Source organism: Pseudorhodoferax sp. Leaf274, assembly GCF_001422445.1.
Classification (GTDB): Bacteria; Pseudomonadota; Gammaproteobacteria; order Burkholderiales; family Burkholderiaceae_C; genus Pseudorhodoferax.
In genome coordinates this window covers 15,130-37,328 of the sequence record NZ_LMNA01000025.1, presented here as the reverse complement: position 1 = coordinate 37,328, position 22,199 = coordinate 15,130, and the positions used below count along the sequence as shown (strand labels likewise).

Annotated in this window: 21 protein-coding genes; 10 read left to right on the top strand and 11 right to left on the bottom strand. The window is 69.5% G+C overall.

What is annotated here, in order from left to right; all coding sequences use genetic code 11:
- On the top strand, window positions 1-492 hold the full coding sequence (locus tag ASF44_RS31215) for a hypothetical protein (RefSeq protein ID WP_156374599.1): 492 nt from the start codon (window positions 1-3) through the stop codon (window positions 490-492).
- Window positions 493-571: 79 nt separating this feature from the next.
- Here the strand turns inward: ASF44_RS31215 and guaA are convergent, their stop codons facing one another.
- Genes guaA through guaB form a run of 3 tightly spaced genes read right to left on the bottom strand, consistent with a single transcriptional unit; the run spans window position 572 to window position 4,258 of the window.
- Complete coding sequence (gene guaA, locus ASF44_RS19290; RefSeq protein WP_056900873.1) at window positions 572-2,197, bottom strand: glutamine-hydrolyzing GMP synthase; 1,626 nt, start codon at window positions 2,195-2,197, stop codon at window positions 572-574.
- 59 nt (window positions 2,198-2,256) lie between these two features.
- Window positions 2,257-2,754, bottom strand: a complete 498-nt coding sequence (gene lysM / locus ASF44_RS19285; protein ID WP_056900872.1) for a peptidoglycan-binding protein LysM — start codon at window positions 2,752-2,754, stop codon at window positions 2,257-2,259.
- 34 nt (window positions 2,755-2,788) lie between these two features.
- Window positions 2,789-4,258 carry an IMP dehydrogenase gene (gene guaB, locus ASF44_RS19280; protein WP_056900871.1) on the bottom strand — a complete coding sequence of 490 codons (1,470 nt, stop codon included), beginning with the start codon at window positions 4,256-4,258 and terminating at the stop codon, window positions 2,789-2,791.
- Between the two features lie 117 nt (window positions 4,259-4,375).
- Between guaB and ASF44_RS19275 the strand changes: the two genes are divergently transcribed.
- Window positions 4,376-4,852, top strand: a complete 477-nt coding sequence (locus tag ASF44_RS19275; protein ID WP_235579276.1) for a DUF4124 domain-containing protein — start codon at window positions 4,376-4,378, stop codon at window positions 4,850-4,852.
- A 3-nt stretch (window positions 4,853-4,855) separates the two neighbouring features.
- Here ASF44_RS19275 and ASF44_RS19270 read toward each other — a convergent pair whose 3' ends face one another.
- Both ASF44_RS19270 and ASF44_RS19265 read right to left on the bottom strand, forming a co-directional pair.
- Window positions 4,856-5,197 (bottom strand): RnfH family protein, encoded by a 342-nt coding sequence (locus tag ASF44_RS19270; protein ID WP_056900869.1) that lies wholly within the window; start codon window positions 5,195-5,197, stop codon window positions 4,856-4,858.
- 73 nt (window positions 5,198-5,270) lie between these two features.
- A complete protein-coding gene (locus ASF44_RS19265) occupies window positions 5,271-5,714 on the bottom strand; it encodes a type II toxin-antitoxin system RatA family toxin (RefSeq protein ID WP_056900868.1) in 444 nt (147 codons plus the stop codon).
- Window positions 5,715-5,783: 69 nt separating this feature from the next.
- Here ASF44_RS19265 and smpB point away from each other — a divergent pair, with 69 nt between their 5' ends.
- Entirely contained in the window at window positions 5,784-6,260 is a 477-nt protein-coding gene (smpB, locus tag ASF44_RS19260) for an SsrA-binding protein SmpB (RefSeq protein WP_056900867.1), read from the top strand.
- A gap of 9 nt (window positions 6,261-6,269) precedes the next feature.
- Here the strand turns inward: smpB and ASF44_RS19255 are convergent, their stop codons facing one another.
- Entirely contained in the window at window positions 6,270-8,444 is a 2,175-nt protein-coding gene (locus tag ASF44_RS19255; protein ID WP_056900866.1) for a bifunctional diguanylate cyclase/phosphodiesterase, read from the bottom strand.
- A 139-nt stretch (window positions 8,445-8,583) separates the two neighbouring features.
- Here ASF44_RS19255 and ASF44_RS19250 point away from each other — a divergent pair, with 139 nt between their 5' ends.
- The gene (locus ASF44_RS19250) at window positions 8,584-9,597 is read left to right on the top strand and encodes a P1 family peptidase (RefSeq protein WP_056900865.1); all 1,014 of its coding nucleotides are present in this window, start codon (window positions 8,584-8,586) and stop codon (window positions 9,595-9,597) included.
- Complete coding sequence (locus ASF44_RS19245) at window positions 9,594-10,946, top strand: TAXI family TRAP transporter solute-binding subunit (protein WP_056900864.1); 1,353 nt, start codon at window positions 9,594-9,596, stop codon at window positions 10,944-10,946. Before ASF44_RS19250 ends, ASF44_RS19245 begins: the two co-directional genes overlap by 4 nt.
- Window positions 10,947-10,958: 12 nt before the next feature.
- On the opposite strand, the gene ettA is transcribed toward ASF44_RS19245, so the two are convergent.
- Window positions 10,959-12,620 (bottom strand): energy-dependent translational throttle protein EttA, encoded by a 1,662-nt coding sequence (gene ettA, locus ASF44_RS19240; RefSeq protein ID WP_056900863.1) that lies wholly within the window; start codon window positions 12,618-12,620, stop codon window positions 10,959-10,961.
- A gap of 259 nt (window positions 12,621-12,879) precedes the next feature.
- On the opposite strand from ettA, the gene ASF44_RS19235 reads away from it, so the two are divergent.
- Complete coding sequence (locus tag ASF44_RS19235; protein ID WP_056900862.1) at window positions 12,880-14,619, top strand: DEAD/DEAH box helicase; 1,740 nt, start codon at window positions 12,880-12,882, stop codon at window positions 14,617-14,619.
- A 5-nt stretch (window positions 14,620-14,624) separates the two neighbouring features.
- Here ASF44_RS19235 and ASF44_RS19230 read toward each other — a convergent pair whose 3' ends face one another.
- On the bottom strand, window positions 14,625-15,008 hold the full coding sequence (locus ASF44_RS19230) for a hypothetical protein (RefSeq protein WP_056900861.1): 384 nt from the start codon (window positions 15,006-15,008) through the stop codon (window positions 14,625-14,627).
- Window positions 15,009-15,080: 72 nt separating this feature from the next.
- Here ASF44_RS19230 and ASF44_RS19225 point away from each other — a divergent pair, with 72 nt between their 5' ends.
- The gene (locus tag ASF44_RS19225) at window positions 15,081-15,977 is read left to right on the top strand and encodes a 2-dehydro-3-deoxygalactonokinase (RefSeq protein WP_056900860.1); all 897 of its coding nucleotides are present in this window, start codon (window positions 15,081-15,083) and stop codon (window positions 15,975-15,977) included.
- A 4-nt stretch (window positions 15,978-15,981) separates the two neighbouring features.
- Window positions 15,982-16,620, top strand: a complete 639-nt coding sequence (locus tag ASF44_RS19220) for a 2-dehydro-3-deoxy-6-phosphogalactonate aldolase (RefSeq protein WP_056900859.1) — start codon at window positions 15,982-15,984, stop codon at window positions 16,618-16,620.
- Between the two features lie 20 nt (window positions 16,621-16,640).
- Here the strand turns inward: ASF44_RS19220 and ASF44_RS19215 are convergent, their stop codons facing one another.
- Window positions 16,641-20,435 carry an EAL domain-containing protein gene (locus ASF44_RS19215; protein ID WP_235579288.1) on the bottom strand — a complete coding sequence of 1,265 codons (3,795 nt, stop codon included), beginning with the start codon at window positions 20,433-20,435 and terminating at the stop codon, window positions 16,641-16,643.
- 204 nt (window positions 20,436-20,639) lie between these two features.
- Between ASF44_RS19215 and ASF44_RS19210 the strand changes: the two genes are divergently transcribed.
- Together ASF44_RS19210 and gloA are read left to right on the top strand one after the other, a co-directional pair.
- Complete coding sequence (locus ASF44_RS19210) at window positions 20,640-21,182, top strand: PaaI family thioesterase (RefSeq protein WP_056900857.1); 543 nt, start codon at window positions 20,640-20,642, stop codon at window positions 21,180-21,182.
- 35 nt (window positions 21,183-21,217) lie between these two features.
- Window positions 21,218-21,628: a lactoylglutathione lyase gene (gene gloA / locus ASF44_RS19205; protein WP_056900856.1), complete on the top strand. Its 411-nt coding sequence runs from the start codon at window positions 21,218-21,220 to the stop codon at window positions 21,626-21,628.
- Window positions 21,629-21,655: 27 nt separating this feature from the next.
- On the opposite strand, the gene ASF44_RS19200 is transcribed toward gloA, so the two are convergent.
- Window positions 21,656-21,928 carry a BrnA antitoxin family protein gene (locus ASF44_RS19200; protein WP_056900855.1) on the bottom strand — a complete coding sequence of 91 codons (273 nt, stop codon included), beginning with the start codon at window positions 21,926-21,928 and terminating at the stop codon, window positions 21,656-21,658.
- Window positions 21,888-22,160 carry a BrnT family toxin gene (locus tag ASF44_RS19195; RefSeq protein WP_056900854.1) on the bottom strand — a complete coding sequence of 91 codons (273 nt, stop codon included), beginning with the start codon at window positions 22,158-22,160 and terminating at the stop codon, window positions 21,888-21,890. The genes ASF44_RS19200 and ASF44_RS19195 overlap by 41 nt, the downstream gene beginning before the upstream one ends.
- Window positions 22,161-22,199 lie beyond the last annotated feature (39 nt).

Here is a 22,199-nt window from a genome sequence, read left to right as displayed (position 1 = left end):
GTGACAACCACCGTTGACGATGCCTTCAATCAATTCGTCACCCAGCGGAAGAAAAAATTGCGCGGCATCGCCTGGAAGACTGCCGGAGAACAGCAATACGAAGACGTGGTGCAGGAGGCTTGGTTGATGGCGCGCACCGTGAGTGCTGACGATGGCGGTCCGCTGGACGTCTGGGACGAGGCACATCAACAATGGCTGCTGGCTTACCTGGACCATCGCCTCGTACGCTACACCGAACAGATATGTCTCTGGCATCCCCTTTGCAGTCCCATGGATCACTGGCGGCCGCCTACATCCGCCTGCTGCGCCACTTCGACAACGGAATGGATGCCACCACTCATCATCTTCGTATTTCGGTGTCTTACGCCTATCGCCGCTGCGCGCAGGCGCGCTGTCTGGCTGCGCGTCTCCAACACATCCCCATCCCAGGCACAGACGTCTTGCCCGAGCCCTGGCGTGGTTATCGGCTCTGGAGGCAAGAGGTCCAATTAACCTTCGCCGTCGACGAAAAACTACCGGTGGATCAAAAGCAAGACCAGCGCGCCACGGCACGCTGGCAAACCCGCGACCCTCACTCCCACTCGATCGTCGCCGGCGGCTTGCTGCTCACGTCGTAGGTGACGCGGTTGATGCCGCGCACCTCGTTGATGATGCGGCTGGAAACCTTCTTGAGTAGCGCGTAGGGCAGCTCGGCCCAGTCGGCGGTCATGAAGTCGCTGGTCTGCACGGCGCGCAGCGCGACCACGTAGTCGTAGGTGCGGCCATCGCCCATCACGCCCACGCTCTTGACCGGCAGGAACACGGTGAAGGCCTGGCTCGTGAGGTCGTACCAGCTCTTGCCGAAGTTGGGACCGGGTGCCTCGTCGCGGAAGTTGCGCAGCTCCTCGATGAAGATCGCATCGGCGCGGCGCAGCAGGTCGGCGTATTCCTTCTTGACCTCGCCCAGGATGCGCACGCCCAGGCCGGGGCCGGGGAACGGATGGCGATAGACCATCTCGGACGGCAGGCCCAGGGCCACGCCCAGCTCGCGCACCTCGTCCTTGAACAGGTCGCGCAGCGGCTCCAGCAACTTGAGGCCCAGCTGCTCGGGCAGGCCGCCCACGTTGTGGTGGCTCTTGATGGTCACGGCCTTCTTGCTCTTGGCACCGCCGGACTCGATCACGTCGGGGTAGATCGTGCCCTGGGCCAGCCACTTGGCGCCCTTGGCACCGGCGCTGGTGAGCTTCGCGGCTTCCTGCTTGAACACCGTGACGAACTCGCCGCCGATGATCTTGCGCTTGGCCTCGGGGTCGCTCACGCCGGCCAGCTTGCCCAGGAACAGGTCGCTGGCATCGACGCGGATGACCTTGGCGTGCAGCTTGCCGACGAACATGTCCATCACCATGTCGCCTTCGTGCAGGCGCAGCAGGCCGTGGTCCACGAACACGCAGGTCAGCTGGTCGCCGATGGCGCGGTGGATCAGCGCCGCGGCCACGCTGGAATCGACGCCGCCGGACAGGCCCAGGATCACCTCCTCGTCGCCCACCTGTTCGCGGATCTTCTCAACGGCCTCGGCGATGTGGTCGCGCATGACCCAGTCGGCCTGCGCAGCGCAGATGCCGCGCACGAAGCGCTCCAGGATGGCGTGGCCCTGCTTCGTGTGCGTGACCTCGGGGTGGAACTGCACGGCGTAGAAGCGGCGCTCCTCGTCGGCCATGCCGGCGATGGGGCAGCTGTCCGTGCTGGCCATGAGCTTGAAGCCGGGCGGCAGCTCGGTGACCTTGTCGCCATGGCTCATCCACACGTCCAGCATGCCGTGGCCTTCGGCCGTGGCGAAGTCCTGGATGCCGTCGAACAGCCGGGTGTGGCCGCGCGCCCGCACGGAGGCGAAGCCGAACTCGCGCTTGTGGCCGCCTTCGACCTTGCCGCCCAGCTGGTGCGCCATGGTCTGCATGCCGTAGCAGATGCCCAGCACCGGCACGCCCAGCGCGAACACGGCCGCCGGCGCCTTGTCGGTGGTGTCCTCGTAGACGCTGGCATGGCTGCCCGACAGGATCACGCCCTTCAAATGGCCATCGGCCGCGTAGGCGCGCACCCATTCGTCCGTCACGTCACAGGGATGGACTTCGCTGTAGACATGGGCTTCGCGCACGCGCCGGGCGATCAGTTGCGTGACCTGGGAGCCGAAGTCGAGGATGAGGATCTTGTCGTGGTTCATGGCTTGCGAAAGTGAAACGGGCAGCGTGTGCTGCCCGTGCCGTGGAGATGCGGTCGGAATCAGGCCTGCGGCGGGATGCGCAGCACCTGGCCAGGGTAGATCTTGTCCGGGTGCGTCAGCATGGGCTTGTTGGCCTCGAAGATCTTGGGATACGCGTTGGCGTTGCCGTAGAACTTCTTGGCGATGGCCGAGAGCGTGTCGCCGCGCACCACGGTGTGGTATTGGCTCAGGTCGGCCGGCTCGGTCGAGACGATCTCGTCGTTGACGCCGACCACGCCTTCCACGTTGCCGCAGCACAGCAGGATCTTTTCCTTGATCTCCTGCGTGGCCACGGTGCCGGACACCGTCACGATCTGGGTGGCGCCGTCGAAAGCGATCGTCAGCGCGTCGGCCGGCAGGTTCTGCGTGCGGATGTAGTCGCCGATGGCCTTGGCTGCCACCGCGTTCGCCGCGGCCAGCTTTTCCTGGCTGCCGGGCTCGGCAGCTGCGGCGGCCACCTCGGGCTTCTTGCCGAACAGCTTCTCGCCGGCTTCCTTGATGAAGGACATCAGACCCATGGATCGCTCCTTGTATACGGTTGAGAGGCGCGGGTCATTCTGCCCGATAGTTCGGCGCTTCCTTGGTGATCTGCACGTCGTGCACATGGCTCTCGCGGATGCCGGCTGTGGTGATCTCGACGAACTCGGCCTGGTTGCGCATCTCCTCGATGCTGGCGCAGCCGCAGTAGCCCATGCTGGCGCGCACGCCACCGGCCATCTGGTAGACGATGGAGATCATCGAGCCCTTGTAGGGCACGCGGCCTTCGATGCCTTCGGGCACGAGCTTGTCGGCGTTGGGGTTGCCGGTGGTCGATTCCTGGAAGTAGCGGTCGGCGCTGCCCTGCTGCATGGCACCGATGCTGCCCATGCCGCGGTAGCTCTTGTAGCTGCGGCCCTGGAACAGGATCACCTCGCCGGGTGCCTCTTCCGTGCCGGCGAACATGCCACCCATCATCACGGTGTGGGCGCCGGCAGCGATGGCCTTGGCGATGTCGCCGCTGTAGCGCACGCCGCCATCGGCGATCAGCGGCACGCCCGATCCCTGCAGGGCGGTGGCCACGCTGTCGACGGCCATGATCTGCGGCACGCCCACGCCGGCCACGATGCGCGTGGTGCAGATCGAGCCGGGGCCGATGCCGACCTTGACCGCATCGGCGCCGGCCTCGACCAGCGCCAACGCGGCGGCGCCGGTGGCGATGTTGCCGCCGACCACATCGACCTGCGGATAGTTCTGCTTGACCCAGCGCACGCGCTCGATCACGCCCTTGCTGTGGCCATGGGCCGTGTCGACGACGATGGCGTCCACACCCGCCTTGACCAGGGCTTCGACACGCTCCTCGGTGCCCTCGCCCACGCCGACGGCGGCGCCCACGCGCAGGCGGCCGGAGGCATCGCGTGCGGCGTTCGGGAAGCTGGTCTGCTTGGTGATGTCCTTGACGGTGATCAGGCCCTTGAGCTCGAAGGCGTCGTTGACGACCAGCAGGCGCTCGAGCTTGTGCTTGTTCAGCAGGGCCTTGGCGTCCACCAGCGTGGTGCCGTCCGGCACGGTGATCAGGCGTTCGCGCGGCGTCATGATGTCGCGCACCTTGACGTCGTAACGGGTCTCGAAGCGCAGGTCGCGGCCGGTCACGATGCCGATGACCTTGCCGCCCTCGAGCACGGGGAAACCGGAGATGCCCAGCTCATCGGACAGCTGCATCACCTGCAGCACGGTGTGGTCCGCGGTGATGACGACCGGGTCGCGCAGCACGCCGGACTCGTAGCGCTTGACGCGCGCCACTTCGGCGGCCTGCTGCTGCGCCGTGAGGTTCTTGTGCACGATGCCCATGCCGCCTTCCTGTGCGATGGCAATCGCCAGGCGTGCCTCCGTCACGGTGTCCATGGCGGCGGACACCAGGGGCAGGTTCAGGGCAATGTTGCGGGAGAAACGGGTCGCGAGGGACGTGTCCTTGGGCAGGACTTGGGAGTACGCCGGCACCAGCAACACATCGTCGAAGGTGAGCGCTTTTCCGAGGAGGCGCATGAGAAAGCTCCAAAAAAAAGATTGTACCCGCGCGTAATGCGCGCAGAAGTCGGCCGCTACACTGCCCCGATGCGCACCGTGGTTGCCCTGTTGTTCATGCTTGGAACGGCCCTTTCCATGCCGGTTGCGGCCCAATGGATGTGGCGCGATGCCGCCGGCAAGCCGGTGTTCAGCGACCGGCCGCCGCCGGCCGACATCCCGGACAAGAACGTGCTGCAGCGGCCCAGCGGCGCGGCGCGGGCCGTGGCGCCTGCACCTGCACCTGCAGCAGCCACCGCATCCGCGCCCGCGGCGACTGCCACCCCCACCCCGGCCGGCGGCCAGGACAAGGAACTCGAGCAGCGCCGCCAGCAGGCCGAGGCCGCCGAAGCCGCCAGGCAGAAAGCCGCGCAGGAAGTGCAGGCCAGGGCCCGCGCCGACAACTGCGCCCGGGCACGGCAGAACAAGGCCAGCCTGGATTCGGGCATCCGCATCACGCGCACCAACGCCCAGGGCGAGCGCGAATTCCTCGACGATGCGCAGCGTGCCGCCGAGGCCAGCCGCACGCAAGAGATCATCGCGCGCGACTGCGCGCCGGGCGCACAGCCCCGCTAGCGCTCAGTAACCGGCCTTGGCGCCGGGCCGGCGCTTGGCGAACAGGCCGGTCGAGCGCGCGCCCTGCTGCGCGAAGCGCTCGCGCCGCGCCACCTTGGGGTCTACGAGCAGCGGCCGGTAGCACTCGACGCGGTCGCCATCGCGCAGCCGCTGGGCCGCCGTGGCCTTGCGGCCCCAGATGCCGGTGGGCATGTCGGCCAGCACGAGGCCTTCGAACGGCGCCAGCGCCTGCGCTGCGCGCAGCGCGTCGGCCAGGCAGGCGCCGGCGGGCAGCTGCAGGCGGGTTTCGACCGCCTGGCGCGGGCCGGCCGCCGCAACCACTTCGACGGTGATGGATGCGGTCACCGGAGCCCCCTGCGGCCCGCGGCCTGCCTCGCCCGGCGCGAGCGCGCCTGCCAGGGGCTGGCCGGCGCAGCGGTCATCCGCCGTAGACCTGCTCTGCGCGCTTGACGAAGGCGTCGACCAGGCTGCCCGCGATGCGGTCGAACACGGGCCCCACCACGGCGCCCAGCGCCAGGCTGGAGAAGCCGTAGCGCAACTCCAGCCCAACGCGGCAGGCGCTTTGCGTGCCGTCGCCCACGGGCTGGAACGTCCAGTCGCCCTCCAGCCGGGAGAACGGCCCCTTGACCAGCCGCATGCCGATCTGCCGGCCCGGCACGTGCGTGTTGCGCGTGGTGAAGCTCTGGTGGATACCGGCGAACGCGATGCCGACCTCGGCCGTCATGCCGTCGGCATGGCGTTCGACCACGGCCGCGCGGTCGCACCAGGGCAGGAACTGGGGATACTGGTCGACCTGGGCCACCAGATCGAACATCTGCTCGGCGCTGTACCAGATCAGGACGGACTTCTGGACGGTTTTCATAGAATCGCTGGTTCCGCCGGATTCTAGACAGGCTTGCTTCGCGGGCCTTTGTCCCCACCTGCACAGGCCATGGCCAAGAAACCCCAAGCAACCTCCTCCCGCATCGCCGACAACAAGAAGGCCGCCTTCAACTACTTTTTCGAGGAGAAGTACGAGGCCGGCATGGTGCTGGAAGGCTGGGAGGTGAAGGCGCTGCGCGAAGGCAAGGTGCAGTTGACCGATGGCTACGTGATCGTGCGCGACGGCGAGATGTTCATCGTCGGCTGCCAGATCAATCCGCTGCGCTCGGCGTCGACGCACGTCAACCCCGACGCCGTGCGCACCAAGAAGCTGCTGCTGCACAAGGAGCAGATCAAGCGCCTGACCGGCAAGATCGAGCAGAAGGGCTACACGCTGGTGCCCCTCAACCTGCATTGGAAGGACGGCCGGGTGAAGTGCGAGATCGCGCTGGCCAAGGGCAAGGCCGAGCACGACAAGCGCGACACGATCAAGGACCGCGAGGGCAAGCGCGAGGTCGAGCGCGCCATGAAGTCGCGCAACCGCTGAGGCAGCCGCTCAGGCGTTGCCGAGCACCGAATCGGAAAACTTCAGCGGCCCGTTGCCGCCATCGCCCCTGCCCTCGCCGTCCTGGGCCCACGCCTGCAGCGCCTGCGCCGACATCGGCCGGGCGAAGTGATAGCCCTGCAGCTCGTCGCACCCCATCTGCAGCAGGATGTCGTTCTGGCCCGAGGTCTCCACGCCCTCGGCCACCACGCGCAGGCCCAGCGCGTGCGACAGGCGGATCACGGCGTCCACCACGGCGCGGGCGTCGTTGCTGTGCTCCAGGTCCTGCACGAAGCTGCGGTCGATCTTGAGCTGGCGCGCCGGCAGCTGGCGCAGGTAGCTCAGGCTGGAATAGCCGGTGCCGAAATCGTCGATCGACAGGTACACGCCGATGCGCGCCAGGTCGTCGAAGGTGCGCTGCGTGGCCTTGATGTCTTCCATCGCCACGGATTCGGTGATCTCGCAGAGCAACTGGGAGGCCGGCACGAAGTTACGCAGCAGCGCCTGCTCGATGCGCTGCACCAGGTCGCTCTCGCGCAGCTGGTGCACCGACAGGTTGACGGACACGCGCATGCGCAGGCCCTGGTCGGCCCAGGCGTGCATCTGCCGGCAGGCCTCGTCGATGACCCAGCCACCCAGCTGGTTGATGAGGCCGAAGCGCTCGGCCAGCGGGATGAACTCCTGCGGCTGCACCTGGCCGCGCTCCGGATGCTGCCAGCGCAGCAGCGCCTCCACCCCATGCACCTGGCCACGCCGTCCGTCGATCTTGGGCTGGTAATGCAAGGCCATCTGGCCGCGCGCCAGGGCCTGGCGCAGGTCGCTGAGCAGGCTCAGCTGCTCGCCGGCATTGCTGCCCATGTGCGCCTCGAACAAGGCACAGCTGTTGCCGCCGTTGCGCTTGGCGACATACATGGCCGCATCGGCATTGGCCACCAGCTTGTTGCGGTCGCCCTGGTCCGGATAGACCACCACGCCGATGGAGCAGCCGATCTGCACGCTGCGCCCCGCCACGTCGAACGGCTGGCCCAGTGCCTGCGCCACGCGGCCGCCCAGCGCCATGCAGTCGGCCACGCTGCCGGCATCCTCCAGCAGCAGCAGGAATTCGTCGCCGCCCACGCGCGCCACGGTGTCGCTGCCGCGCGCCAGCTGCTGCAGCCGGCTGGCGGCGGCCTTGAGCACCGCGTCGCCCGCGGCGTGGCCGAAGATGTCGTTGACCGGCTTGAAGCCGTCCAGGTCGATGAAGAGCACGCCGATGCGCTCGGCCTTGCGCTGGCTGATGCTCTCGTTGGCCCGGTCGTGGCGCGACAGCGCGTGCGCCAGCCGGTCCTCGAACAGCAGCCGGTTCGGCAAGCCGGTCAGGGGGTCGCTGAAGGCGCGCCGGTGCAGCTCGTCGTTGGCCGATTGCAGCTCGGCATTGGCCGCCTGCAGCGAAGAAGACAGCCGGGCCGTGCTGCGCTGCACGCGGTAGTCCCAGGACGAGACGGCCAGCGTCAGCATCAACAGCAGCACGCAGGTCAGGCCCACCGCGATGGCCAGCCCGCGGCCGCTCAGGGCGTCGACGCTGAGGCAGACGGTGTCCTGCGGAAACGAGGCCGCGGCCATGCCCGCGTAATGCATGCCGGAGATCGCCAGGCCCATCACCGCCGCGGCCGCGAGCTGGTAGACCCAGGCCCGCAGGCCGTGGAAGCCGCGCAGCCAGAAGAACAGCCACAGCGCCACGGCCGAGGCGCCGACGGCGATGGCCGCCGAAGCCGCCACCCAGCCCATGTTCCAGACGATGCCGGGCGCCATGTCCAGTGCCGCCATGCCCGTGTAGTGCATCGCGCAGATGCCCAGGCCCATCACGACCGCACCGACGAGCACGCGCAACAGGCCCAGCCGCCCCAGGCTGGCGATGCCCAGCGCGACGCCCGAGGTGAACACCGCCGCGACGAACGAGGCCGCCGTCAGGCCCGGCGTGTAGCCCAGCGCGATCGGCAGCGAGAACGCCAGCATGCCGACGAAGTGCATCGACCAGATGCCCGTGCCCATCACCAGCGATCCGCACAACCACCACAGCACGGCCGCCAGCCGCTCGGGCCGGCGCACGCGCCGCGCCAGGTCCAGCGTCACATAGGACGCCGCGCTGGCGATCAGCACGGAGGCCAGGACGCCCCAGAAGTCGTACGAGGAGGGAAGAAAGTTCATCGAACCCTTGCGGCCCCGTGGATGCCGGCGCGCACTGTGACCAAACCTTGATTATTGCCAAAACCGTCCGATTCTGCCCATCCTTTGCTACCAGATCACGGACCAATCGCGTCGGGCCGCCCGCCCATAATCGCCGCCCATGTCTTCGCCTCCACCCTTGCCGGCGCCAGCCGGCGCCATCACCGACGTCGCCGGTATCGCGGTCGGCCATTTCACCGACACGCGCCGGCCGACCGGCTGCAGCGTGGTGCTGGCGCGGGACGGTGCAGTGGCCGGTGTGGACGTCCGCGGCGCCGCGCCCGGCACGCGCGAGACCGACCTGCTGGCGCCGTCCAACCTGGTCGAGCGCGTGCACGCGGTGATGCTGGCCGGCGGCAGCGCCTTCGGCCTGGCGGCGGCCGACGGCGCCATGCGCTGGCTCGAGGAACAGGGCGTGGGGCTGGACGTGCGCTTCGCCACCGTGCCGCTGGTGCCGGCTGCCGTGCTGTTCGACCTGCCGCTGGGCGATGCCCGCATCCGGCCCGACGCCGCCGCCGGCTACGCGGCCTGTGCAGCCGCCAGCCGCAGTGCGCCGGCCCAGGGCAATGTGGGCGCCGGTGCCGGCGCCATGGTGGGCAAGGTGTTCGGCGCGGCACGCGCCATGAAGGGCGGCATCGGCACGGCCAGCGTCTGCGTGGGCGGCGTGACCGTGGGCGCGCTGGTGGCCTGCAACCCGCTCGGCGACGTGGTCGACCCTGGCACCGGCCGCGTCATCGCGGGCGCGCGCACGGCCGACGGCCTGGCCCTGCTGGACACGCGGCGCGCGCTGCTGGCCGGCGAGGCGCCCCGCCCCATCCTGGCCGGCACCAACACCACGCTGGCGGTCATCGCCACCGACGCCGCCATCACCAAACCGCAGGCGCACCGCCTGGCACAGGCCGGCCACGACGGGCTGGCCCGGACCATCAACCCGGTCCACACGATGTCGGACGGCGACACCGTCTTCGCGCTGGCCACCGGGCTGGCGCCATCGCCCTCGCCCGGCATGATGGTGCTGGCGACCATGGCCGCCGAGGCCGTGGCGCGCGCCGTGCTGCAGGCCGTGTGGGCGGCCGAGGCCGTCAGCGTGGGCGCGCTGCAGCTGCCCGCGGCGCGCGATTTCTCCCGTCCATGAGGACGCTGCCCCGCACGCTGAGGCTCGCGCTGCTGGGCCTGCGCGACCTGCTGGTCTCGGCCGGCCCGCTGGTGCTGCTGCCCATCGCCATCCTGGCGGCCGCCTACTGGTACCTGCAGCCGCAGCCGCCCACCCACCTGCGGCTGGCCACCGGCCCGGCCGGCAGCGCCTATGCCGCCTTCGGCCAGCGCTATGCCGACGCACTGCGCAGCCATGGCATCACGGTGGAGCTGCAGCCCACCGACGGCTCGCTGGACAACCTGGCGCTGCTGCGCAGCGGCCAGGCCGATGCCGCCTTCGTGCGCGGCGGCAGTGCCGATCCAGTCGCCGACGAGGAAACCGGCCTGCAGTCGCTGGGCGCGCTGTTCTACGAACCGCTGTGGATCTTCTACCGGCCCGACGCACTGCGCCCCGGAGTGCGGCGCGCCGGCCCGCTGCAGTCGCTGGCGGCGCTCAAGCAGCTGCGTGTGAACGTGGACAAGGCCGGCAGCGGCGTGCCCGACATCATGGAGCGCATGCTGCGCGCGAACCGGATCGACCCGGCCACCGTGCAGTTGTCGCACCTGGCGCAGAGCCCGGCCACGGAAGCGCTGGAAGGCGGCCTGCTCGACGCCGTGGTGCTGGCCTCGGCGCCCGAATCCCCGCTGGTGCAGCGCCTGCTGCGCGCGACGGGCATCGCGCTCGTGGACCTGCGCCAGAGCGACGCCTACACGCGCATCTTTCCATTCCTGTCGTCCGTGAGCCTGCCGCGCGGCATCGTCGACCTGGCCGCCGACCTGCCGGGCGACGACGTGTCCATGCTGGCGGCCACCACCTCGCTGCTGGTGCGCGAGCAGACCCACCCCGCGCTGCGCCAGCTGCTGGCCCAGGCGGCCCAAGGCATCCATGGCGGGGCAGGATGGTTCAACCGCGTGCGCGATTTCCCGAACACCCGCACCAGCGAGTTGCCCGTCAGCAGCGAAGGCGACCGCGCCATCAACGGCACGCCACCCTTCTGGCAGCGCTACCTGCCGTTCTGGGCCAGCAACCTGGTCGAACGCATGTGGCTGGTGCTGGGTGGCCTGCTGGTGCTGCTGCTGCCGCTGTCGCGCGTGGTGCCGCCGCTCTACACCTTCCGGGTGCGCCGGCGCGTGTTCCGCTGGTATGCGCAGCTGCGCGACATCGAGGGCCGCACCGCGCACACCAGCGAGGCACCGGAACGGCTGCTGCAGGAACTCGACCACCTCGACCGCGTGGTCGACAAGGTGGCGGTGCCGCTGTCCTATGCGGACGAGCTGTACGCGCTGCGGCACAACATCCATGCGGCGCGCAAGCGCATCGTCGCGCGCCGGCTGGACATGGGGGACTGAGCCCCCCGCAGGCTACTTGAGCGCCTTGAAGCGCACGCGCTTGGGCTTGGCGCCTTCTTCGCCCAGGCGCCGCTTCTTGTCCGCCTCGTACTCCTGGTAGTTGCCGTTGTAGAAGACCCATTGCGAGTCGCCTTCGGCGGCCAGGATGTGGGTGGCGATGCGGTCCAGGAACCAGCGGTCATGGCTGATGACCAGCACGGTGCCCGCGTACTCCAGCAGCGCGTCTTCGAGCGCGCGCAGGGTTTCCACATCCAGGTCGTTCGACGGTTCGTCGAGCATCAGCACGTTGCCGCCCTGGATCAGCGTCTTGGCCAGGTGCAGCCGGCCGCGTTCGCCGCCCGACAGGTTGCCGACCTTCTTCTGCTGGTCCTGGCCGTTGAAGTTGAAGCGGCCCGCGTAGGCGCGGCTGGCCATCTGGAACTTGCCGACGTTGATGATGTCCAGGCCGTTCGAGATGTCTTCCCAGACGGTCTTGTTGTCGGCCAGTTCGTCACGGTGCTGGTCGACGAAGGCCATCTTGACGGTCTGGCCGACGATGACTTCGCCGCTGTCGGGCTGTTCCTTGCCGGCGATCAGCTTGAACAGCGTGGACTTGCCCGCGCCGTTCGGACCGATGATGCCGACGATGGCGCCCGGCGGGATGTTGAAGTTCAGCTTGTCGATCAGCAGCCGGTCGCCGAAGCTCTTGCTGACGTCCTTGAACTCGAACACCTGCTGGCCCAGGCGGTCGGCCACGGGGATGAAGATCTCGTTGGTCTCGTTGCGCTTCTGGTAGTCGACGTCCGAGAGTTCCTCGAAACGCGCCAGCCGCGCCTTGCTCTTGGCCTGGCGCGCCTTGGGGTTCTGGCGCGACCATTCCAGTTCCTTCTTCAAGGCCTTGGCGTGGGCTTCCTCGCTCTTTTGCTCTTGCGCCAGGCGCTCGCCCTTCTGCTCCAGCCAGGTGCTGTAGTTGCCCTTCCATGGGATGCCGCGGCCGCGGTCCAGTTCCAGGATCCACTCGGCCGCGTTGTCCAGGAAGTAGCGGTCATGGGTGATGGCCACCACGGTGCCGCTGAAGCGCTGCAGGAACACTTCCAGCCACTCCACCGACTCGGCGTCCAAGTGGTTGGTGGGCTCGTCGAGCAGCAGCATGTCGGGCTTGGACAGCAGCAGCTTGCACAGCGCCACGCGGCGCTTCTCGCCACCGGACAGCAGGCCGATCTTGGCGTCCCACGGCGGCAGGCGCAGTGCATCGGCAGCGATCTCGATCTGGTGCTCCGAGTCGGTGCCGGCCGCGGCGATCACGGCTTCCAGCTGGCCCTGCTCGGCCGCCAGTGCGTCGAAATCGGCGCCCTCCTCTGCATAGGCTGCGTAGATCTCCTCCAGCCGCGCCTTGGCGGTGTTGACCTCTCCCATGGCTTCGTCGATCGCCTCGCGCACCGTGTGCTCGGGATTGAGCTTGGGTTCCTGCTCGAGGTAGCCGATCGACAGGCCGGCCATCGGCATGGCCTCGCCGTCGATTTCCTTGTCCACGCCGGCCATGATCTTGAGCAGCGAGGACTTGCCGGAGCCGTTCAGGCCGAGCACGCCGATCTTGGCGCCGGGAAAGAACGACAGGGAGATGTCTTTCAAGATCTGCCGCTTGGGCGGCACGGTCTTGGAGACGCGGTTCATGGTGTAGACGTACTGGGCCATGCGAAGGTCCTGACAGGGCAAAAAAGAAGGGCCGTGGAGACCGGCCGAATGGGGGATTATCGTCTGCGTGCGACAATGCGCCGGTCGATGGCCTTCCAGTTGGTCATCACACCAGCACTCTGCTGGGGGGTATCGCGCATCACTGCTGCAGCCGACGCCCTACTCTCGATCCAATACGTCTGCCTAAGACTGGTCCGATGGCTCCCCATCGCGACAGGCCGATTCCCTAGCGCCCTGGAAGGGTGCCCCATTGCTGTCCATGACATTTGACGAACTGAACCTGGCTCCCGCCATCCTGCAAGCCGTGCGCGAGCAGGGCTACGACACCCCCACCGCGATCCAGGCCCAGGCCATTCCGGTCATCCTCGAAGGCCGCGACCTGCTGGGCGGCGCCCAGACCGGCACCGGCAAGACCGCCGCCTTCACGCTGCCGCTGCTGCAGCGCCTCTCCCAATCCGAAGCCCCCCGCAACAAGTTCAACGGCAAAGGCATCCGTGCGCTGGTGCTGACGCCCACGCGCGAACTCGCCGCCCAGGTCGAGGAATCGGTCAAGACCTACGGCAAGTACCTGGACCTCACCTCCACCGTCGTCTTCGGCGGTGTCGGCATGAACCCGCAGATCAACAAGGTCAAGGCGGGCGTGGACGTGTTGGTGGCCACCCCCGGCCGCCTGCTCGACCTGCTGCAGCAAGGCGTGCTGGACCTCGGCCAGGTGCAGATGCTGGTGCTGGACGAGGCCGACCGCATGCTGGACATGGGCTTCATCCACGACGTGAAGAAGGTGCTGGCCGTGGTGCCCAAGGCCAAGCAGAGCCTGCTGTTCTCGGCCACCTTCAGCGACGAGATCCGCGAGCTGGCGGCCACGCTGCTGCGCGACCCGCAATCGATCCAGGTGACGCCGCGCAACACCACGGTGCAGCGCATCACGCAGGTGATCCACCCCGTGGGCCGCAGCAAGAAGAAGGCGGCCTTGCTGCACATCATCCAGCAGCACAACTGGAGCCAGGTGCTGGTCTTCACGCGCACCAAGTTCGGCGCCAACCACGTGGCCGAGTTCCTGGGCAAGAACGGCGTGACCGCCATGGCCCTGCACGGCAACAAGAGCCAGGGCGCGCGCACGCAGGCGCTGGCGGGCTTCAAGAGCGGAGACATCCGCGCGCTGGTGGCCACCGACATCGCGGCCCGCGGCATCGACATCGACGAGCTGCCGCACGTGGTGAACTACGAGATCCCGAACATCAGCGAAGACTACGTGCACCGCATCGGCCGCACTGGCCGTGCCGGTGCCAGCGGCGAGGCCGTGAACCTGGTCTGCATGGACGAGGAAGGCTTCATGCAGGACATCGAAGACTTCACCAAGCAACGCATTCCCGTGCAACTGCTCGAAGGCTTCGGCCCCGAGTCCGGCGAGAAGGCCGAGCCCATCGCCATGGGCCGGCAGACCCTGTGGGGCGGTGCCGGCAAGCCGCCGAGCCGTGAAGTCATGGCCGCTGCGGCCAAGGCCGCGCGCAGCGAGATGATGCAGCGCATCCGCGACAACAAGGGCCAGAACGCTGGCGGTGGCGGTGGCGGCGGTCGCGGCCAGGGTGGTGGCGGCAATGGCGGCGGACGTTCCGCGCAGGGCCAGCAGCAGCGCGCGCCCCAAGGCGGCGGCGGTGGCGGTGGCCGTCCGGCCGGTGGCCACAGCGGCCCGCGCCACCATGGCGCAGGCGGCGGTGGTGGTGGTGGTGGCGCCGGCTTCGGTGGCGGCCACGGCCAGCCCGATCCGCTGCGCACCTCCACGCTCGGCGGCCGTGCCAAGCCGGCGCAGCGCAGCAATGCCGGCGGCCAGCCCGATCCGATGCGCACCAGCGTGGACAGCATGGGCGGCGGTGGCCGCAACCGCGGCTTCGGCGGCGGCGGTGGTGGCCGTGGCGGACGCAGCGGTGGCCACGGCGGCGGCGGTGGCGGTGGTTCCCGCGGCGGCTTCGGTGGTGGTGGCGGCGGCTACGGCCGCTGAGCCGCTCAATCCCGCACGAACAGCGTGCGCAAGGGCTGGTCGCCGACCTGGCGACTCCAATGCCCGTGCACGCTGGCGTCGAAGCTGCTGCCGGCCGGCAGCACATCGGCGGAATAGAAATGCTCGCCCGGACCGAACACGCGCGAGCTCCCATCCTGCAGGCCGATCTCCATCTGCCCCGACAGGATCACCACCCACTGCGGCGTGACCGTGACATGGAACTGGCTGCGAAAGCCCACCGGGCTTTCGCGCAGCTGGTAGCCGCCGCTGGGCAGCAGCGCCGACAGCGCCGACTGCGGCGTGCCCTGGTCCAGGGCCACGTCCTCGTCCTTGAAACGGGCGCGGCCATCGGTGTCGGTGAACAGAATCGTCTTGCGGAAAGTGGGCATGCGGCGGGTCCTTGCAAAGCCGCGCATTGTCCCTCCCTGGCCTGCGGTGCAGGCGCGGTATAAACGCCGGCCATGCCATCCCCTTCTTCCCCCCTGCTGGCCATCGACTGGGGCACGAGTTCCCTGCGTGGCGCGCGCATCGCGGCCGACGGCCGGGTGCTGGAGCAACGCGCATTTCCGCGCGGCATCCTGAGCGTTCCGGCCGGCGGCTTCGAGGCCGTGCTCGACGAAGCGTTCGGCGACTGGCGCGCGCAGGGCGTGCGCTGCCTGGTCTCCGGCATGGCCGGCAGCCGCCAGGGCTGGACCGAGGCGCCCTACTGCCCCTGCCCGGCCGGCTTCGCCGAACTGGCGGCGCACCTGGCCTGGGTGCCTGGCGCGCGCAGCCCGGTGGCCATCGTGCCGGGCCTGTCCATGGACCAGGGCGGCCTGCCCGACGTGATGCGTGGCGAGGAGGTGCAGATCTTCGGCGCCATGCAGCTGTGCGGCGAGTCCGCCGGCGTCTTCGTGCTGCCCGGCACGCACAGCAAATGGGCCCAGGCCGAGACCGGCTGCGTCACCGGGTTCCGCAGCTTCATGACCGGCGAGGTCTATGCACTGCTGAGCCAGCATTCCATCCTGGCGCGCACGCTGAACGCCGAGGCGCCGTTCGACGAGGCCGCCTTCGTGCAGGGCGTGGCCCGCGCCCGCGATGCCGGCGGCCTGCTGCACCATGCCTTCGGCGCACGCGCGCTCACGCTGTTCGGCCAGCTCGATGCCGACCGGCTGGCAAGCTACCTCTCGGGCCTGGTGATCGGCGCTGAACTGCACGGTGCCGCGCCAGCGCCCGGAACGCCGGTCGTGCTGATCGGCTCCGACCTGCTGACCGCCCGCTATGCACTGGCGCTCGAAGTCCACGGCATCGCGAGCCGCCGGCTCGGCTCCGAGGCCACCTGGGCCGGGCTGCACGCCCTGTCTCTTTCGCTGGATTGATCCCATGCCCGCCAACGACTTCCTGAGCGCCTCGATGCGCACCCTGCCCCTGGTCGCGATCCTGCGCGGCCTGTCGCCTGCCGAGGCGCCCGCCATCGGCGAGGCGCTGGACACTGCCGGCTTCGCCATGCTGGAGGTGCCGCTCAACTCGCCCCAGCCGCTGGACAGCATCGCGCTGCTGGCGGCGCGCCACCCGGCCAAGCTGGTCGGTGCCGGCACCGTGCTGGCGGCCGCACAGGTGCGCGAGGTGCACGCAGCCGGCGGCCGGCTCGTGGTGGCGCCGAATTTCGACGCCGCGGTGGTGCGCGAGGCCGTGCGCCTGGACATGGTCTGCCTGCCGGGCATCCTGACGCCGACCGAGGCCTTCGGTGCGCTCGCCGCCGGCGCGCACGGGCTCAAGCTGTTCCCGGCCGAGATGGGCTCGCCCGCCGTGGTCAAGGCGCTGCTGGCCGTGCTGCCGGCGGGCACGCCGCTGCTGCCCGTGGGCGGCGTCTCGGTGGCCAACATCGCCGATTGGCGCGCGGCCGGCGCGGCCGGCTGCGGCATCGGCTCGGCGCTGTACAAGCCGGGCAAGAGCGCCGCCGCGGTGCAGCAGGACGCCCGCGCCTTCGCGGCCGCCTGGCACGGCACGCAGGCCGCCTGAAAAGGGCTTGAACGAGAGGCCTACGCGCCGGCCACGCCCTGCTGGCGCAGCAGGCGGTCCAGCGCATCGGCGGCCAGCGGCCGGCTGAAGAAGTAGCCCTGGAAGGCCTCGCAGCCCTCGCTGGCCAGGAAGTCGCGCTGCCCGGCCGTCTCCACACCCTCGGCAATCACGTTCAGGCCCAGGCTCTGGGCCAGCCGGATCACGGTGCGGGCGATGGCCGCGTCGTTGGCATCGACGAGCACGTCGCGCACGAAGGACTGGTCGATCTTGAGCTGGTCCAGCGGCAGCTTCTTGAGGTAGGTCAGCGACGAATAGCCGGTGCCGAAATCGTCCAGTGCGAAGCGCACGCCCAGGTCCTTGAGCGCCCCCATCTTGGCCACGATGGCCTGCATGTCGTCGACCAGCACGCTCTCGGTCAGCTCCAGCTTGAGCCGCTGCGGGTCGGCCCCGGTCTGCTCCAGCACCGAGCGCACCTGGCGCACGAAGTCGGGGTGGCGGAACTGCCGCGCGCTCACGTTCACCGCCATGGTCAGCGCCGCCAGCGCCGGCTGCCGGCCCCAGTCGGCCAGCTGCGTGCAGGCGATCTCCAGCACGCGGTGGCCCAGCAGCAGGATGAGGCCGGTCTCCTCGGCCAGCGGAATGAACTCCGCCGGCGAGACCAGGCCACGCGCCGCATGGCGCCAGCGCACCAGCGCCTCCACGCCGGTGATGCGGCTTTCGCTGTCGACCTGGGGCTGGTACTGCAGGAAGAACTCGCGCTGCACGAAGGCCTGGCGCAGATCGCCCTCCAGCGCCGCGCGCGCCGTCACCGCCGCCTCCAGGCCGGGATCGAAGAAGCGCAGCGTGTGGCGCCCGGCGGCCTTGGCCTGGTACATCGCGATGTCCGCCTGCTTGAGCAGCTCGCCGGCGCTCTCGGTGTCGGCACCGAAGCGCGCCACGCCGATGCTGGCGGTGCTCTGGTGCTCGTAGCCATCGAGCCTGTAGGGTTGGGCCAGCGTGGCCAGGATCTTCTCGCCCACCTTGCGTGCCTGCACCGCGACCTCCTCGGGCACGGCGCTGAGTTCCTCCAGCACGATGACGAATTCGTCGCCGCCCAGCCGCGCCACGGTGTCGACCTCGCGCACGCAGGACACCAGCCGCATCGCCACCTGCTGCAACAGCATGTCGCCCTTGTCGTGGCCCAGCGTGTCGTTGAGCGTCTTGAAGTTGTCCAGGTCCATGCACAGCAGGGCACCGCCGGCGCGGTGGCGCACGCAGCCGGCCAGCGCCTTGTGCAGCCGGTCCTGCAGCAGCTGCCGGTTGGGCAGGCTGGTCAGGCCGTCGTAGAAGGCCAGCTTCTGGATCTTGGCCTCGGCCTGCTTGCGCTGCGTGATGTCGGTGTCGATCATCAGGATCGAGCGCGGCGCGCCCTGGTCGTCGCGCACCAGGGTCCAGCGCGCCTCCACCTGCACCGACTGGCCCGCCTTGCGCCGCCGCGCGACCTCACCGTTCCATTCGCCGCTGCCCATCAGTTCAGCTTGGGCGTGGTCGGCCGTGGCCTCGTCCTCGAACAGCAGCGTGGCGACGGACTGGTCCATCGCCTCGTCGGCGCGCCAGCCGTAGAGCCGCTCGGCACTCTTGTTCCAGTACTGCACGCGGCACGCCATGTCGGCCACGACGATGGCGTCGCGCGCCTTGTCCAGGAGCGAGGCCTGATGGCGGCTGTGCTCGTCGGCCTTGCGGCGGTCCAGCTCGGCCGCCACGCGCACCGCGAAGATGCGCAGCGTGGGCCCCAGGAACTCCTGGTGGCGCAGCGGCTCGGAGAACGCCACCAGCACCAGCCCGATCACGCGCTGCCCGGCATCGAACAGGCTGTGCCCGGCATAGGCCTGCGCGCCGATGGCGGCCAGCAGCGGATACGGCGCGAAGGCCTCGGCCACGCCTTCGCTGACGACGTAGGCGCCACGGTCCAGCAGGCCTGCCAGCCGGCTGCCGGCCAGCGGCGCATCGAAATTGCGCCGCACCTGCCCGTGCACCACCGCCCCCAGCGTGCGGGCCACCAGCGCGCCGCCCGGCTCCAGCATGGCGATGAAGCTGGCCTGCGCGCCCAGCGCGTCGGCCATGTTCAGCGCCAGCTGTTCGAAGAACTCGGTGCCGGTGCTGGCCGACACCGCGGCCGCCACCTTGAGCATGGCCGTCTGCACGCGCTGCTGCGCCTCCTGCGCAAGGCGCTGCTGCTCGCGCGCGCGCAGGTTCACGAGGCCGAAGGCCAGGTCGTCGGCCAGCGCCTTGAGCAGCGCGACCTCGTCCTCGGTCGGCGTCGCCACCTCGTTCAGGTACAGGTAGAACAGGCCGAAGGTGCGCTCGCCATCGCGCAACGGCAGGCACACCAGCCCACGGAACCCATGCGCGAGCGCATGGTGCGCCCAGCGTCGGCAGCGCGGATCGGTCTCCACGTCGGGCACGATCATGAGCTGGCCGGTGCGGATGGTCAGCCCCACCGGGCCCTGTCCCGCGGGCTCGTCGGCGGCCCAGCTCAAGGGGAAGCTGCCGATGTAGCCGGCGGGGTCGCCGACCTTCGCGGCGGCCTCGACGCTGCGGTGGGCATCCTCGCGCGCGAAGCCGACCCAGGCCATCGCATAGCCACCGATGTCCACGGCGATGCGGCACAGCTCTTCCAGCAAGGATTGCTCGGAGGTGGCGCGGACCAGGCTCTCGTTGCAGGCCGACAGCACGTGCTGGGCCCGGCTCACGCGCGCCAGCGCGGCCTCGGCGCGCAGGCGCGCGCTGACGTCCAGGCTGCGCACCAGGCGTGCAGGCCGGCCGTCGAAGTCGATGGTCGTGCCCGAGACCTCCACATCGAATGCGTGGCCATTACGGTGGCGGTGCCGCAGCCGCAGGCCCGAGAAGGAATCGCCCGGCATCGCCATGCGCGGCGCGGTCTCGTCGGGCGCACGCAGGTCGGTCATCGGCCTGCCGATCAGCTCCTGCGGGTGGTAGCCGTACATCTGCGCCGCGCTGCGGTTCACGGCCATGACGCGCAGCGTCGACAGCTCGGTCACGAACATGGGCTGCGGATTGAGGTCGAACAGCGCGCGGTACTTCTCGGCCGCTGCGCGCAACTGGGCGTGCAGACGGTGCCGGTCGATCGTCACGCCCAGCGATTCACCGAGGATCTGCAGGTTGCCGATGTCGCGGTCGTAGAAGGCATGGGGCTCGGCATAAGCCGCCAGCAGCACGCCGATCATGGCCTCGCCGGAGCGCAGCGGCGCGATGACCATGGAACGCACGCCGTCGCCCAGGGCCCGCTCGCGGTCCAGCCGGTCGTCCAGGATGGTGTCGTCGCAGACCATCACGCGGCGCTGCGCCAGCGCCTTGCCGGTCAGGCTGATCGCCATGTTGGCGCGCCGGCCGATGCGCTCTGCCAGCAGGCCGCAGCCGGCCACGATCATCAGCACGCCATCGTCCTGCACCAGTTCCAGCGTGACCCCGTCGGCGTGCAGCAACTCCCGGGTGCGCTGCACGGCGCGGTCCATCAGCGACTGCAGCGGCACGTCGAGCGCGGCGAACTCCTGCTGCAGCTGGGCGATCCGGATGCGGTCCTGCGCGTCGCGCCGGCTCTCCTGCTGCGCCCGCGTGTGCACCGACAGGTCCACCCGGCCGGCCATCTCGAGAAAGCGCTGCTGGCTCAGCGCCACGGCGCTGCGCAGCGGCTCCTGCTCGCCCTGCGGCCCGAGCGCGTGCAGCACCGGTGCGAGCATCCAGTCGAACTCGGGGTCCGGTGGGCCAGCCGGCGGGCGTCGCACGTTGTCTGGCGGAACGTCGGGCGGCAACATGTTCACGGTCGGCATGCTGGCACAGGCCCGCACCGCATCCGGGCGGCGACGGTGCCGCGCGTCGGCCCCGGCTGGCCGTCCGGCGCGGTCCGCCGCGGCGGCTGCACCGCGGCGCGCCGACGGCATGCACCGGCAGGCGGTGCGGCTTTGCCCTAGGATCGCCGGGGCTGCCTGACCGGGGCAGCCGCAAACCATGGAGAAGACATGAGCACGGAAGAAGAAACCCGCGCCCGCTGGGAACGTGAAATGGAGGCCGTCGTGCGCCGCATGCGCGAGGGCGGCGGCCAGGCCGGCCTGGCCCGGCCCGAGCAGGTTGCCGGCAAGACCGGCCTGCAGACCATGCAGGCCATGCTGGACGGCGAGCTCCCCTACCCCCACATCGCCGACACGCTGGACTTCGCCCTCGTCGAGATCGCCCATGGCCTGGCGGTGTTCCAGGGCACGCCGCAGCTCAGGCACTACAACCCGCTGGGCAGCGTGCACGGCGGCTGGTTCGCCACGCTGCTGGATTCGGCGCTGGGCTGCGCCGTGCACACCACCTTGCCGGCCGGGCGCGGCTACACCACGGCCGAGCTGGGCGTGAACATCGTGCGCGCGGCCACGCTCAAGACCGGGCCGCTGCGCGCCATCGGCAAGGTGATCCACAGCGGCCGCCAACTGGCCACGGCCGAGGCCCGCATCGTGGGCCCGGACGACAGGCTCTACGCGCACGCCACCACCACCTGCCTGGTGTTCGAGGCCCGCTGAACGCGTGAGCAAGGGCATGGCGGCAAAATGGCCGCATGCGACTACTCCACACGATGCTGCGCGTTGGCAACCTCCAGCGCTCGATTGACTTCTACACCCAGGTGCTCGGCATGAAGCTGCTGCGCACCTCGGAGAACCCCGAGTACAAGTACTCGCTGGCCTTCGTCGGCTACGGCAACAACCCGGACCATGCCGAGCTGGAGCTGACCTACAACTGGGGCGTGGAGAGCTACGAGCTCGGCACGGCCTACGGCCACATCGCGCTGGGCGTGCCCGACGCCCATGCGGCCTGCGAGCGCATCAAGGCCGCCGGCGGCAAGGTCACGCGCGAGGCCGGGCCCGTGAAGGGCGGCACCACGGTGATCGCCTTCGTCACGGATCCTGACGAATACAAGGTGGAGTTGATCCAGCGCGCGGAGGACCAGGGCGGCGGCGGGCTGCGCTGAAACCTGCGCGGCGGCAATGCCGCGGTTTCAACCCAGCCGGCCGGCCAGCACGAGCGAGGCGCGCAGCATGTCGTTGATGCGCGTCTGCCACCCATCGCCGGTGGCCCGCAACGCCTCCAAGACGTCCGGGTCCAGCCGCAGCTTCACCGGTTCCTTGGTCGCCGCCGCCTTGGGTCGGCCGCGCTTGACCAGCACCTGGTCGTGGTACTCATCGGCACGCTCGAAGAAAGCGTCGTCCAGCGCCGGAGCGTCGTCGGGGTCAACCCAGCTTTTGGGCGTAGCGCGCTTGCTCGCGTTCATTGGCTTTCCTCATGCTGATGATGCGGCGAGCCGCGCCGCGCGGAGTCCAGACCATCACCACCATACGGCGATCGAGGAGCCCGACCGTGATGAAGCGGTCCTCGGCATAGTCTTCACGCAGATCGGGCGCCGTGAAATGGTGCCCGATGAACACCTCGGCGGCGCGACCGAAATCCAAACCGCGCGCAGCGAAAGCCTCGGCCCGTTTGACAGGGTCGAACTCGATCTCCATCGTATTTATTGTGCACCCAATAAATAAGAAAAGTCAACA

What these genes read in the sequence shown, in the direction of transcription:
- ASF44_RS19230 (WP_056900861.1), bottom strand. Translation starts at nt 15,008, where the DNA reads ATGCCCACTTTCCGCAAGACGATTCTGTTCACCGACACCGATGGCCGC.
- gloA (WP_056900856.1), top strand. Translation starts at nt 21,218, where the DNA reads ATGCGACTACTCCACACGATGCTGCGCGTTGGCAACCTCCAGCGCTCG.
- ASF44_RS19215 (WP_235579288.1), bottom strand. Translation starts at nt 20,435, where the DNA reads ATGTTGCCGCCCGACGTTCCGCCAGACAACGTGCGACGCCCGCCGGCT.
- ettA (WP_056900863.1), bottom strand. Translation starts at nt 12,620, where the DNA reads ATGGCCCAGTACGTCTACACCATGAACCGCGTCTCCAAGACCGTGCCG.
- ASF44_RS19265 (WP_056900868.1), bottom strand. Translation starts at nt 5,714, where the DNA reads ATGAAAACCGTCCAGAAGTCCGTCCTGATCTGGTACAGCGCCGAGCAG.
- ASF44_RS19250 (WP_056900865.1), top strand. Translation starts at nt 8,584, where the DNA reads ATGTCTTCGCCTCCACCCTTGCCGGCGCCAGCCGGCGCCATCACCGAC.
- ASF44_RS19235 (WP_056900862.1), top strand. Translation starts at nt 12,880, where the DNA reads ATGACATTTGACGAACTGAACCTGGCTCCCGCCATCCTGCAAGCCGTG.
- guaB (WP_056900871.1), bottom strand. Translation starts at nt 4,258, where the DNA reads ATGCGCCTCCTCGGAAAAGCGCTCACCTTCGACGATGTGTTGCTGGTG.
- guaA (WP_056900873.1), bottom strand. Translation starts at nt 2,197, where the DNA reads ATGAACCACGACAAGATCCTCATCCTCGACTTCGGCTCCCAGGTCACG.
- ASF44_RS19275 (WP_235579276.1), top strand. Translation starts at nt 4,376, where the DNA reads ATGCCGGTTGCGGCCCAATGGATGTGGCGCGATGCCGCCGGCAAGCCG.
- smpB (WP_056900867.1), top strand. Translation starts at nt 5,784, where the DNA reads ATGGCCAAGAAACCCCAAGCAACCTCCTCCCGCATCGCCGACAACAAG.
- ASF44_RS19255 (WP_056900866.1), bottom strand. Translation starts at nt 8,444, where the DNA reads ATGAACTTTCTTCCCTCCTCGTACGACTTCTGGGGCGTCCTGGCCTCC.
- ASF44_RS19220 (WP_056900859.1), top strand. Translation starts at nt 15,982, where the DNA reads ATGCCCGCCAACGACTTCCTGAGCGCCTCGATGCGCACCCTGCCCCTG.
- ASF44_RS19245 (WP_056900864.1), top strand. Translation starts at nt 9,594, where the DNA reads ATGAGGACGCTGCCCCGCACGCTGAGGCTCGCGCTGCTGGGCCTGCGC.
- lysM (WP_056900872.1), bottom strand. Translation starts at nt 2,754, where the DNA reads ATGGGTCTGATGTCCTTCATCAAGGAAGCCGGCGAGAAGCTGTTCGGC.
- ASF44_RS19195 (WP_056900854.1), bottom strand. Translation starts at nt 22,160, where the DNA reads ATGGAGATCGAGTTCGACCCTGTCAAACGGGCCGAGGCTTTCGCTGCG.
- ASF44_RS19200 (WP_056900855.1), bottom strand. Translation starts at nt 21,928, where the DNA reads ATGAACGCGAGCAAGCGCGCTACGCCCAAAAGCTGGGTTGACCCCGAC.
- ASF44_RS19225 (WP_056900860.1), top strand. Translation starts at nt 15,081, where the DNA reads ATGCCATCCCCTTCTTCCCCCCTGCTGGCCATCGACTGGGGCACGAGT.
- ASF44_RS19210 (WP_056900857.1), top strand. Translation starts at nt 20,640, where the DNA reads ATGAGCACGGAAGAAGAAACCCGCGCCCGCTGGGAACGTGAAATGGAG.